The sequence below is a fragment of the Rhizobium zaerense genome (assembly GCF_051810725.1).
GTDB classification, from domain to species: Bacteria; Pseudomonadota; Alphaproteobacteria; order Rhizobiales; family Rhizobiaceae; genus Rhizobium; species Rhizobium leguminosarum_I.
Map to the genome: position 1 here is coordinate 270,969 of NZ_JBPWQY020000003.1, position 12,021 is coordinate 282,989.

General features: G+C 59.2%; 13 protein-coding genes. 5 read left to right on the plus strand and 8 right to left on the minus strand.

All coding sequences use genetic code 11. The features are described 5' to 3' along the window. Positions 1–114 precede the first annotated feature (114 nt). The 3 genes from ACS4RR_RS27705 to ACS4RR_RS27715 all read left to right on the plus strand — a co-directional run bounded on the left by ACS4RR_RS27705 (position 115) and on the right by ACS4RR_RS27715 (position 3,079). On the plus strand, positions 115–1,119 hold the full coding sequence (locus ACS4RR_RS27705; RefSeq protein ID WP_162117655.1) for a zinc-binding dehydrogenase: 1,005 nt from the start codon (positions 115–117) through the stop codon (positions 1,117–1,119). A 180-nt stretch (positions 1,120–1,299) separates the two neighbouring features. Continuing rightward, entirely contained in the window at positions 1,300–2,286 is a 987-nt protein-coding gene (gene acuI, locus ACS4RR_RS27710; protein WP_260112065.1) for an acrylyl-CoA reductase (NADPH), read from the plus strand. 487 nt (positions 2,287–2,773) lie between these two features. Then, positions 2,774–3,079 carry an alkylphosphonate utilization protein gene (locus tag ACS4RR_RS27715; protein WP_017968764.1) on the plus strand — a complete coding sequence of 102 codons (306 nt, stop codon included), beginning with the start codon at positions 2,774–2,776 and terminating at the stop codon, positions 3,077–3,079. A 469-nt stretch (positions 3,080–3,548) separates the two neighbouring features. Here ACS4RR_RS27715 and ACS4RR_RS27720 read toward each other — a convergent pair whose 3' ends face one another. The 6 genes from ACS4RR_RS27720 to ACS4RR_RS27745 all read right to left on the minus strand — a co-directional run bounded on the left by ACS4RR_RS27720 (position 3,549) and on the right by ACS4RR_RS27745 (position 8,421). Next, the gene (locus ACS4RR_RS27720) at positions 3,549–3,818 is read right to left on the minus strand and encodes a hypothetical protein (protein WP_017968767.1); all 270 of its coding nucleotides are present in this window, start codon (positions 3,816–3,818) and stop codon (positions 3,549–3,551) included. Positions 3,819–3,884: 66 nt separating this feature from the next. Beyond that, entirely contained in the window at positions 3,885–4,787 is a 903-nt protein-coding gene (locus tag ACS4RR_RS27725; protein WP_246709781.1) for a hypothetical protein, read from the minus strand. Between the two features lie 15 nt (positions 4,788–4,802). After that, positions 4,803–6,797: a protein-L-isoaspartate(D-aspartate) O-methyltransferase gene (locus tag ACS4RR_RS27730; RefSeq protein WP_456190411.1), complete on the minus strand. Its 1,995-nt coding sequence runs from the start codon at positions 6,795–6,797 to the stop codon at positions 4,803–4,805. A 207-nt stretch (positions 6,798–7,004) separates the two neighbouring features. Continuing rightward, complete coding sequence (locus ACS4RR_RS27735) at positions 7,005–7,277, minus strand: hypothetical protein (protein WP_162117660.1); 273 nt, start codon at positions 7,275–7,277, stop codon at positions 7,005–7,007. A 421-nt stretch (positions 7,278–7,698) separates the two neighbouring features. Continuing rightward, positions 7,699–8,163: a YbhB/YbcL family Raf kinase inhibitor-like protein gene (locus tag ACS4RR_RS27740; RefSeq protein WP_170277477.1), complete on the minus strand. Its 465-nt coding sequence runs from the start codon at positions 8,161–8,163 to the stop codon at positions 7,699–7,701. 18 nt (positions 8,164–8,181) lie between these two features. Then, positions 8,182–8,421, minus strand: coding sequence for a hypothetical protein (locus tag ACS4RR_RS27745; protein ID WP_020486284.1), 240 nt, complete (start codon positions 8,419–8,421; stop codon positions 8,182–8,184). A gap of 997 nt (positions 8,422–9,418) precedes the next feature. On the opposite strand from ACS4RR_RS27745, the gene ACS4RR_RS27750 reads away from it, so the two are divergent. Further along, entirely contained in the window at positions 9,419–9,865 is a 447-nt protein-coding gene (locus tag ACS4RR_RS27750; RefSeq protein WP_260112070.1) for a hypothetical protein, read from the plus strand. A 337-nt stretch (positions 9,866–10,202) separates the two neighbouring features. After that, a complete protein-coding gene (locus ACS4RR_RS27755; RefSeq protein WP_170259939.1) occupies positions 10,203–10,451 on the plus strand; it encodes a hypothetical protein in 249 nt (82 codons plus the stop codon). Positions 10,452–10,849: 398 nt separating this feature from the next. Here the strand turns inward: ACS4RR_RS27755 and ACS4RR_RS27760 are convergent, their stop codons facing one another. Together ACS4RR_RS27760 and ACS4RR_RS27765 are read right to left on the minus strand one after the other, a co-directional pair. Next, positions 10,850–11,176 carry a hypothetical protein gene (locus tag ACS4RR_RS27760; RefSeq protein ID WP_246730999.1) on the minus strand — a complete coding sequence of 109 codons (327 nt, stop codon included), beginning with the start codon at positions 11,174–11,176 and terminating at the stop codon, positions 10,850–10,852. A 315-nt stretch (positions 11,177–11,491) separates the two neighbouring features. Further along, positions 11,492–11,731: a DUF4167 domain-containing protein gene (locus ACS4RR_RS27765; protein ID WP_170277474.1), complete on the minus strand. Its 240-nt coding sequence runs from the start codon at positions 11,729–11,731 to the stop codon at positions 11,492–11,494. Between the last annotated feature and the right edge of the window lie 290 nt (positions 11,732–12,021).

Sequence of the window (12,021 nt, forward strand, 5' to 3'; positions counted from 1 at the left end):
CTCCATCAGACAGGAAAAGACGATGACCGAGCAGCCCTTCAACCCACAGCCGAAGGCATTTTCCTTCCTCAATGCCTCCGACCACCAGCAAAATTTAACATTGGAGAAAACGCCGTGAAGGCATTCGTCGTCGATAAGTACAAAAAGAAAGGCGCTCTGCGCCTGGTCGCCATGCCGGAGCCGGCGTTGGAGGCCAATGACGTCCTCGTCCGGATTCAAGCTACCGCAGTGAACCCGCTTGATTCCAAACTCCGCGATGGAGAGTTCAAACTTATCCTGCCCTATCGGCCGCCTTTCGTGCTCGGACACGACGTCGCCGGGACGGTTGTCAGGGTGGGAGCCGCCGTCAGGCGTCTAAAGGTGGGTGACGAGATCTATGCCCGTCCGCGGGATCATCGGATCGGAACATTCGCCGAATTCATCGCCATCAATGAAGCGGACGTTGCGCTGAAGCCCAAGAACCTCAGCATGGCCGAAGCGGCGTCCATCCCACTGGTCGGGCTGACCGCGTGGCAGGCGCTGGTCGAGCTAGCCAAGGTGAAGCCCGGCCAGAAGGTCTTCATCCAGGCCGGCTCCAGCGGTGTCGGGACTTTTGCCATCCAGCTCGCCAAGCACCTCGGGGCAACGGTTGCGACGACGACGAGCACGAAGAATGTCGATCTGGTCAAAAGTCTCGGGGCGGATGTGGTGATCGACTACAAGACGCAGGATTTCGAGAAGGTCCTGTCGGGCTACGACCTCGTGTTGAACAGCCAGGATGCGAAGACCCTCGACAAATCGTTCGGCGTGCTCAAGCCGGGCGGCCAGCTGATTTCCATCTCCGGTCCGCCCGATCCGGCTTTTGCCAAGGAACGCGGTCTGAACCTTTTCCTGAAACTGGTCTTGCACTTGTTGAGCCGAGGGGTCCGGAAAAAAGCCAAGCGCCTTGGCATGCGCTACTCGTTCCTGTTCATGCGAGCGCAAGGTCAACAGTTAGGCGAGATCGCCTCCCTGATCGAATCGGGCGTGATCCGCCCGGTGGTCGACAAGGTTTTCCCGTTCGAGAAGACCGGCGATGCCTTAGCTTACGTCGAGACAGGGCGCGCGAAGGGCAAAGTCATCATAGCGGTCGCAGACTAGAATCCGTACCGGCCTCACCGGATTGGCGACCGGTGAAACTGACGCGGTTTGCAGATACCTGCCACGCGGGTCGCCTGGCCATCCTTCCGAACACCAGGCAGGAGCATCCCGCCGAGCGCTATCGGACGGCGGGCCGATACCCCTGGAAGCCACCGGCAATAACAAACAGAGGATAGATCAATGACATTCAAAGCACTTATGGCCAGCAAAAGCGGCGATACGATATCGACGGATCTGGTCGAATTGGAAGAGCAAGACCTCATGCCGGGCGATGTCACGATCGCCGTCGACTACTCGACTGTGAACTACAAGGACGGCATGGCGCTTGCGGGTCGTGCTCCGATCATCCAGACATTCCCGCTCATTCCTGGCATTGATCTTGCGGGAACAGTCGAGGGGTCCTCCTATCCAGGCATCGAAGTCGGTGACCGCGTCGTTGCCAATGGCTGGGGACTGAGCCAGACCCATCATGGCGGCTACGCGCAAAAGGCCCGGCTGAGCGGCGACTGGCTCGTCAAGATTCCGGCCCCCCTGTCTACCTTGGATGCCATGGCCGTCGGAACAGCGGGCTACACGGCAATGCTGTCGGTGCTGGCGCTCGAACATGGCGGCATTACGCCCGACCGGGGCGACATCCTTGTCACGGGTGCCAACGGCGGCGTCGGATCGATCGCGATCGCCCTTCTCGCCGACCTCGGCTATCGTGTGGTCGCATCAACCGGGCGTCTCGAAGAGGCCAACTATCTGCGCGAGCTTGGCGCAGCCGATGTCATCGATCGCCGAACCCTTTCCGAACCGGGCACGCCTGTTACCAGCGAACGATGGGCCGGTGCGATAGACTCCGTTGGTAGCCATACGCTGGCGAACGTGCTGGCCCAGACCCAGTATCGCGGTGTGGTGACCGCTTGCGGCCTCGCCCAGGGCCTCGATCTTCCCGCGACCGTCCTGCCCTTCATCCTGCGCAACGTCACGCTCGCCGGCATTGATTCCGTCAACGCGCCGCAATCGGTTCGCCTCAAAGCCTGGTCGCGTCTGGCCCGCGATCTCGATCTCAACAAGCTCGCTCGCACGACGAAAGTTATCGGGCTGGCCGACGTGACCGACGTTGCGCGACGGCTCCTTGCAGGACAGGTTCAGGGTCGCACGGTCGTCGACGTCAATGCCTAACCCTCGTGTGGTCGGATGGTCAGCTGGCACTGGGCGGCTTGACGGGAGCGGCTTGCGGGCTTTGCCGTGATGGTTTCCTTCTCGGTTTTCCGAAGCGGTTCCGGCCCCTTAGCCGGTCTGCCCTCCGGTGCGGTCGAAAGGAACCGGCGCAAGCCGCGCGTTTCAGGGTCCGGGTTGGCCAGGTCGAGCGGAGCCGGTGAGCGGGCAAGCGGGTCCCCGGACCTGCGAAGCCCGCGTGCCTGCTGCCACAAACGGCTTGACCGGCCGCCACGCGGCGCGCAAGCGGCCCCGCGCCAGATCTGAATTAATCCGCCAGCAGCCTTCTGCGCCAGCGCGGCCGGGATGCTCCGACATTCCGCGAGGCTCGCTGATCCGCTCAGTGCAACCGACGTAAAACGCCCGCCGTTTGATCTCGACGCCGTTCCACGATAGACGCGCATGACATGAGGGACGGTCAAAAAGGACTCTCCCGAGAAAGGGCAATGCAATGAGCGACCAGAATGACGACGATTACATCTATGACGAAGCAACCGGCGAGTGGAGGCCCGCTTCCGAAATTGCTGCGGACAAGGCCAAAGCCGCGCAAGTCCACGACGCATCCGGCAATCTTCTTGCCGACGGCGATTCCGTCGTGCTGATCAAGGACCTGAAGGTCAAGGGCGCGGGCCAGACCCTGAAGCAGGGCACCGTCATCCGGTCGATCCGGCTCACCGACAACCCGGAAGAGATCGACTGCCGCCACGATGCGATCAAGGGGCTGGTCCTGCGCACGGAGTTTGTGCGCAAGCGCTGATCGGCGATCTGCCTGGCGTTTCGGCAGGCGATAGCGATCGAGCCAGGTCGGACCGTGGGTGTTGCGCAGCCGGCGCAGGGTGCCACCGTCGTCATAGGGCGCTTCGCCCATTCACACCCGACTCAGGATGCTTTTCCAGCGCCGCCGTGTTTGGCTGCATAGTCCTGGAGGGCATTCACCTCTTCCCCGGTCAGGGACGCAAGCGGCTCATGGCTTGTCGGATTCGCAGCCCGTGGAATTTTGGGCAGCTCGACGGACGCATGACCGTCGAGCGCGTCGGCCTTGACCAGCGCCACGCCGGCTAAGACCCATCGGTCGCGTCGGCTCGCGGATCAACACGACCAGCGCCTCGAACAGATCGGCGCGCAGCATCGGATGGACCGAAGTTCGTGCCGGCGATGTAGGTTTGCCTATGGCCGTTCAATTCGACCGCTGCCGCATGTCGGATTCAAATTTGTATCTCTTGCAGTCACCGGCTTCGCTTTCGGGCGAGCGCCCGTGCGAGGGCATCTTTGAGAATTGCACGGATTTCGTCGTTCGCCAGGCCCTGAATGGCGAAAGCCCTGCTCGGTTCGGCACCGGGATCTTCTTCCTGATCGCCGACGGTTTCATTTTCGTGCGCCAGCGATTCCAACGCCTGATGAAACTTTGGATCGCCGGCGATGATTGTGAGCAGTGACACAAAGAGCCGGCGGTGGGCGTTCAACCGCGCTTCCGTTTCGTCTGCCATGTCGTTCATTGAGGTAATCCTTCACTGATCGGCGAACGACAACCTGAAAGATTTGTTCCAGTGAAGCACTTCGCCTTACCCGCCCCTGTCTCGGTTGTCAGCGTTCAGAAAGAGGCCGGGAAGATGCGAGGCGCAGGCCATGACATGGGTGATCGCTTCCCTGTCATATTCGTCATTTGAGCGGTAGACATCGAAATAGGTGTTCAGCCGGTCGACCCGCTCCGGCCATCGATCGATTGCCTGCAATCCCAGCGATACGCCATAATTGGCGAAGGCAATACGGACATGCGGTGCGTAGCTGGCACGCCCGTAATAACCCGGCGGGTCAATCCACAATCGATCGAGCGCCGCCAGGCTCCGTTCCGTCTGGACGCGTGCCCAATCCTCTGTCGGGAAGAAATGGCAGAGCCACAGCATCATGCCAAGACCGAGATCCTGGTCGATGTCCAGCGTGCGGTACTGCCGCTCGATCAGCGTTCGCATTTCGGCGATTTCGGCGGCTAGCGCGTTCCGATCGAGAAGAGAGTAGGAAACATACCCATCGAACGCGTCCATCGCCCCCAGGCCATAGCCGGGATACGGCGCACTCAGATCCTCCTGCATCTTCCAGATCACGCCGCGCCCGGGCAGGACGAAAGCCGGGTGGATCGCCTTGGCGACTGCGATGCCCTTCGCGCGGTACTCCGGCTTCACATCGCCCAGTCTGGCCAGCGCAAACAGCCACATGGCAAGATAATGGAAGTACTGGCCATCTCGGTCTGACGCCTCGCCGATGCGATAGCCACGTGGCCGCCCCAGGACGCGCCCGACCTCGCCGACCAGTTCCTCCGCCGCATCCAGCCAGCGCTCTTCACCAGTCTGTCGGTAAAGCGACAGATAGAGCACGACACCGAACGCGTCGGTCCAGAGATAGCGCAACCCATTGGGCCAGATGCGTTCGCTGCGCATCCAGTCGAGCTTGGCCAGGACATAATCCATGTCGCGAAGCATCGTCTATTCACCGAAGGGATAGGTTTCTGGCATGCCGCGATGGTGCTCCGGCCCGAGCGGCGTCACTGCCTGGGTCTCATCGAACCAGACGTAGGCATCGAATTGCTCGGGAAGGATCGCTTGGCTGTAGTGGCTCCACAGCTCTGTGTCTGGCCGGTAGACAACGCCGATGAAACGCTCGAGCCGCGGCTCCGAGAGGCGGCGCCTGAGCGGCTCGTGCCTGCCAGGCAACAAGTCGAGGAGGAAGCGGCGCTTGCCCGCATCATGGCACATCCTTTCATAGCTGTCGGCTCGGGAGGGGTTTACGCGCATGACCTCCATATCTCCATCCCAGTCATTGGCGGCCGCCACCGTACCGCTATGGGTGCCAAAACCGATGAGAGCCGCGTCGTCTCCGAAAGCCTCTCGGCAAAGCTGGCCGATGTTGAACTCATCACGCGTTGCGCCCATATCGGTAAAGCGCGCGTCACCGATATGACTGTTGTGGGCCCAGACGATCGCCTTGGCATCCGGTCCCTTCGCGTCAAGCAGATGCTGCAGCGTTTCGAACATATGCTTGTCACGCAGGTTCCAGCTTTCCGCTCCGCCATAGTACATGATGCGATAGTAGCGTTCCGCAGATGCAATCAGCCGGGCATTCTGGGTGGCATCGAGGAAGGCATCGCCGTCGTTGTCGGCATAGTCCAACCGCCGGCGGAAGAGCTCCTGGCATTGGTCGATCACCGCCTGCTCGCATTCTGCATAACCGCGGCTGAGTGTCGCCCGGCCATAAGTCGCGGGATTCTTCTGCCAGGGCGTCAGGCAGCCGTAGCGCTCGCGCGCGACCGCTGCCGCCTGCGGGTCGACCCGATCCAGATAGTCAAGCACGGCGCCGATCAAATCGGACATGTTGTAGATGTCGAGCCCGTAGAAGCCAGCCCGATCCTCCATGGCGTCGAGACCCGCATTGTGCTCCCGCATCCACTCCGTCAGTGCCCGAACTTCCGTGTTGCGCCACATCCAGGTCGGAAATCGTTGAAACGGAGACTCTTTACGGTCGGACGCGGATCGATGTCGGACGTATCGATCAACTTTCGCCGCGTCCGGCCAATCTGCCTCGACAGCAATGATCCTATAGCCGTGATTGGCGATCAAATGACGTGTGATCGCGGCTCGGGCCTGGTAAAATTCGAGCGTCCCATGGCTCGCTTCCCCAAGCAAGACCACGCGCCGATCAACAAAGCGGTTGAACAAGCGGCCGAAGGCGGGGTCGTCGAAACCGGGCAGGTCTTCGGCCGCTTCGGCAATCATCTCCGGCAGGCTCTGCTTTCGTGAGGCGCCGGGCTTGTGATTGCTCGCGGTGCGGCGGCCATCCTCGGACCATCCCTGCTCCCCGATCAGCGGCACGAACATCACAGCCCCAAGATTCGTTTCCTCGTAGCTGGTCTCGGTGCGCCGGATGACCTTGCAGAGTGTCTGGCTGAACTCTTCACCGACAGGAATCACGAGCCGCCCGCCGATTGCGAGTTGTTCCTTCAGCGCCTCCGGCACGACAGGACCACCCGCGGCCACCAAAATGGCGTCGAACGGCGCTTGTTCAGGAAGTCCGCGGGTGCCGTCGCCGGCAAGAACCTCCACATTGCCATAGCCGAGATCAGCCATCCGCCGCTTTGCCGACCTAGCCAAGGCCCCGTGGCGCTCGATCGCATAGACATGCGCCGCGATCTGGCCGATCACCGCGGCCGCGTAGCCGGAACCGGCTCCGACCTCGAGAATACGATCGCCCGGGCGCACCTCCGCCGCCTCGATCATCGCGGCGACGATATAGGGCTGCGAAATGGTCTGCCCCTCCTCTATCGGGAGCGGCGCATCCTCATAGGCGAACTCTGCCATGCCTTCGGCAACGAAACGCTCTCTCGGCACGGTGCGCATCGCCTTCAGGACATGCTCATCCCGTATCCCCCGCCGTCTTATGTAGACGTCGACCATGTGATCGCGCATGCGCTGGTAGTCGACCATCCCGGCCTCCTTCCTTTTGCGGCCGTTTCCTTAGTAATTTATGGCTATGCAACAGGCCGACCCCCGATGTCGGGGCACTTGCTTGTTGCGTTTCTCGCCAGCCCGCAACATCAGCGGCTCGATCGCCTCGACAATGGTTTCAACGCCTGAGGTCAGGATCAAATTCAGCGCTGGAGGCAAATCCATCTTGCCGTCAATTCCCTCGCATCAAATCAATCTGCCCCAGGTGGGATTCCAGCGTATACCTTCCGCAAGCTCGACGAAGATGGGCGTGTCGGGCGCTTCCCGGTGCTTGTTCTCGGCCATCAGAAACGCATCGTCCACCTGCAGTTCCTCGCTCGGGAAAACGGTATCCTTCTCCTGCTTGGGGTCGGTGACCTTCCTGATATATCCTCTGATTTGGTCACCCGAGTGATAGAACTTGATGACAATTGAGCCGACACTCGCCTCGCCTTTCCGATATCGTCGAAACGTACGCATCTTATGCTCCTTTTCTCCTATTGAGCCGGATTGCCTTCGGAATGTTCCGATGACGACACCACTGGATCAACAACAGCACTTCAGGTTTTCCCTGGTATCAGAGCGCTGACGACCTGGTGCACCGTGCCGCGGCTCACGCCGCTTATGCGAATCCTCCTTCATCGGCGGCCAAGGAGATGTTTGCGCATCTGCTCGAAACTAATGTGCGTCGGCACCACCCTCGGGACGCCATCTAGGAGGCGCCGGGACCAGACGTCGCGATACAGACGCCTGCGCGATTGAGCGCTCGGAAAACATGGTTAATCCCGTCACAGAATAGCCGAAGACCTATTTGACGCCCCATTCAGATGCTCTGGCAGCGCAGGCAGTTGTCGACGCATTGCTGCGTCTCGCTGTCCAAATGGATTGTTATCTCCTTTGGCTATTGTGTTTGGTACGTACCTGTGACGCTTGCCTCCTCCAGTGCGTGTTTCTTTGCCTCTGCCCACATCGTGCCTATGCCGGCGGCATCCGGAATCGAGAGCTTCGCCACATCGAGGGCGGCAAGGCGGAAGATGTAGCGATGAGGGCGATCGCCGGGCGGCGGTTGCGGGCCATCGTAACGGGCATTGCCGAAATCGTTCTTATAAAACCGCGGCGCTCGCTCCGGCGCTGTGTCGGCGCTTTCCGCAAGCGCAGTCCATTGCGCTGGGATATTGGCAATACCGCAGTGACGGAAAGTGCCGTTTGGAGCGTCCGGATCCTCGACGACCAGAGCAAAGCTTCTGGTTTCATCGGGAGCGCCGCTCCAGGCGAGCGGCGGAAAAAGATTCTCGCCCGCCCGCGCATATTTGCTGGGGATTGGTTGATCTTGCGCAAAGGCCTTGCTGATCAATGTCAAAGCCATGACAATTTCCTTTCCTTGTCAGGAAGAGCCGCTTCCTTTTTTGTGCCCGCTTTCCTGATTGAGGCCCCGGACCATGTTCCGATCTTCACTGCGAAGATCTGGGTCGGCCTTCAGGTCGGTTCCTTTTCGATAGGCTTCCCTTGCCTGTTCATTTCGATGCAGATCTGCCGCCGCGTCGAACGCCTCGTCGGCATTTGCGGTTTTCTCGCGTTTTTCGATAACGCGAAGTTGTTGCTCATGAGTCTTTCTGCCCGTCATGACATTTTTCCTTCCTTAGCAGGCGCATGCCTTGCAATTCGGTGAATTTGCCCGCGGCCGATCGCTGTGGACGGCCCGACTTTTCTAATCGCATAGTCGAACCCACCGGCGTTCTCATTGTTCCCTTGGATTTGGAAGAATGGTGCTTAAGTTTCTGTGGGGCACTCCCGGATTCTCATGCCGTAGGAATTCGGCTTTTGTCACCGGAGCGGCGGCCCGTAACAGCTTTGCCGATGGTCTTTAATTTGCGGCTATTTGCAGCATGCATCTTTCTCGTTTGCCCCGCGGAATATCTTTGCGGACCGGTGGTTTCCTTAAATTGCCACCTGTTGGGCGACAGCCAGCAACGAAGCAGGAGAAAAGCCATGACAAACCGTAACATAACGGCTTCGACACCCTCTCGGGGCCTCCATCCGCCGGGGCTCGATCCGTTCATGTCGTTCCGTTGAGAAATCAACCGCTTTTTCCCCGACGGTCGATGCCGCCACCGCAAATACCGCTGGGAGTTTATGGCCGAGCTTTGACCTGCACGAAACCGATCAAGCATATGACATCACCGCTGAATTGCCCGGCCTCGAGGAGAAAGAAATCGAGGTCAATTTGCGCGACAACGCGGTTTCAAACCAAATCTCTTAAGAAAAGCTTCCTGATGAGATTGCAGGCATGCATCGAAGCAATGGTTGAACAGGGAGCCCTGTGGAATCCGACGGGGCAATGTTGAAGTGCTCGCATCAACCTGGAATTTTATCGGAACCTTCCGTCGACAATTGGGTTTGGTAGCTCAAAACATTCCCCGACGCAGTCGGCAGCCTGAACGCATCCTAAGTTCGCCCGTTGGCGGGCGCAAACGGGCAGGAGCGAGTTCCAGCTCTCGTCCGGAGAGGAAATCGAAGCGCGACAAAAAATCTCCGTCACTTGATCGCGCGTCGAAGTCACGCTCAATTTGGGAATATGTCCCAGATGCTTGGACCAGCTATCGTCCGAAAAGGAGGCTTCGATGAAGCACCATGCCCTTGAACAACTGCAGACCGTCGCCAGCATCAATCTCGACTACCCGCGTCCGGCACCGGCAATGTCGCGCCGCGAACGCCTTGAACGCTGGGCGGAACTTCTGGAGCGCAGTGAGCATCATGCACTTTCAACCCTGCATCAGACGGAATATCAGCCGGCCGGGGAGCGTGCGATCATGCGCGCCCACCATTCGCCGATCTCGGTGGCGTTTGCCGACCCGGTGATGCGAGCAGCCGGTCTGGAGAACGACAGCTACGGCGAAGCCCAGAGGTTCTTCGAACTGAGTGACAACCAGCTGCATAGACTTGTCTGCTATTGCCACTTCGGGGCGACGGTCAGCTCCGCGACGGCCGCTCGTCATGTCCGTGCACTGATCGCCGCAGGCGATCGGCAAAGCATTTTGGCCAGGCTGCGAAACTTTTTCGTGCGATAGGTCCATTTGTGCGAAGCGCCGTTGAAATAAGCGACGACACCAAGGCAGACGTTGGAGGCCGGTTTGGGTTTACATCGGCCAGCCCGACGATTGTTGAGAGAATGGCGCGCCAGAAGCCGATGTGGTCGAGCGTCATGAGACGGCCACTTCACGGCAATCACTTTCAGTGAACGGCGTCTGGCCGCCGAAGGCGTTATCGTGAGAATATTGGCAAACGGAGGGAGAAGACATCTACCATTCAGCTCAGTTCATGGGCGAACGGGCCGGCGCGCCGTAAGTCCCAATCTCTTAGCAGCGCAACAATTTCGGCAAATGATTTCGGCAAATGGATTTACGGGTGGAAAAGACCGCCGAGCGCATCTGGCAGGTCGTTGCTACTTCGGAGCGCGGCATGAATTGGCTAAAGGCGAATTTTGCCGAAACGACAAACGCAGATGAGGATGCCTTCACAACAGACCTGATGGGCACAAACAGCTTCATGGGAAAAGCGCATGGCCACGGCTATCGAATTGAATACATTGGTCCAAATCGGGTCGTTCATTTTTGGTCCGCATTCATTGGAGAAGTAAGCACGCTCAGCGGATAGAGTCGGCGAAGGAGTTATCACCCGCCACGCCCGATCCAGAACGGGCGATTGCCGAAGCAGGACGAGATTATTGCCACGCTGGTTTGCAGATCGCGGCTGCCGCTGCAGCAAGTGGTGCCGATCCGGACGATCGCTTCGAAGACATGGTAGAATGTCGATCTCGTCCTTCACACGATCGCTGCTGAGAACCAAGAAGGTTCCCGCATCCTCAAGTAAGCGACGCCATAATTCTCCGCGCGCTCAGAGCCATCTCCGAGAAATGCACACTATATCGGGACCTACTACAGCGCAGTCGAACTTGCCGGGCCGCGACTTTTCCAGCCGCACATCAAACTTCATACGACGCAGAAGGCGGCCTGCGACACGAGCGAGACGGCATGTTCCGACCCGGCCGCAGGCTAGGAGGAAACCTGAACCCCAAGGTCTTCCACCTTTGCATCGAACTCATCCTCGATGTCGTTGATGGTCGGCAGGTGCAGTGCCTTGAGATCTGCATGAACTTTCTCGGCGGCAGGTGAATTAAGGTCGCGCCGAAAGTTGACGACGACCTCCTGCGCAGAACCGTAGCCGCGATAGCGCTCGATCTCCGATCGGGTCGCGTCCTGGACATGTTCCAACGTGCGTTTCTCAGCCTCCGGTCGACCGTCCGGCTTTGCCTTCATGACCGGATCGAGCGCACGCCTGACAACGAAATTCACCAGTTCCTGTTTTGCATTCCTGGCCATCATCATTCTCCCTTTCGGTTCCAACGAGGCCGCTCGTTGGTCGTCTATCGCCGTGCTAGCCCACGTAGGCACCGCGGCACGGCTTCTCACAGGTTATTGTTCGCTGGCTACGGTAGCCTTAGCGCCGCGGCAGCTTAGGTCGAAACTCCGCAAACACGCGACCGTTCCAAAAGCTCAGCAATATGCGTGCTTTCGCCGCCATACGGCGCCCGTTCGGCAAGAGGAAAGCGGAGTTTGACCCTGATGGACGCGCTGTTCAGGCTGGCTTCCGCCGGAGCCGGTCGCATCGGGCAAAAGCGGGCCTGGCGCTCGCCACTACAGATTTGTTTCCTGTGCGGCTGGCTCAATGGCCGCGGCGCTGCGGAAATAATGCTCTGCATGCTGATAGTAGTTTTCGGCTTCGATCCGATCACCGGATAAAGCTTTTTCGCGGGCAAGAGCGAGATAATGCTCATGACGCTGTTTTGCGTTTCCGGCCATACGGGAAGATCTTCGAGAGCCGGTGTTTGCAGATATCTTTTTCAAGCCAATGTTAGGCGATTGCGGTCTGTTCATTGTGTGTTTTCAAGCCAGCGACGTGGCTTGCTCCTTGGTTATGGATATGGGCGAGACAGTAGAAAACGTTGAGAGCGCGGCCGTTGGCTGCGACAATCCCGGGCGACTTTTCGCGGCTGAAACCGATGATGATCAGTTTCCCTAAAAGCTCGAGCCGGAAAGCGCCTGGTTCGGCCGATGATCAGGAAGCATCTTAGTGCAATTACCGTTTCAGTTCAGAAACCTTGCACATGCCCACAAGCGACAAGACCAAACTTGGCTGCTTTGTTTCGGACTGAAATGGTCAGCGG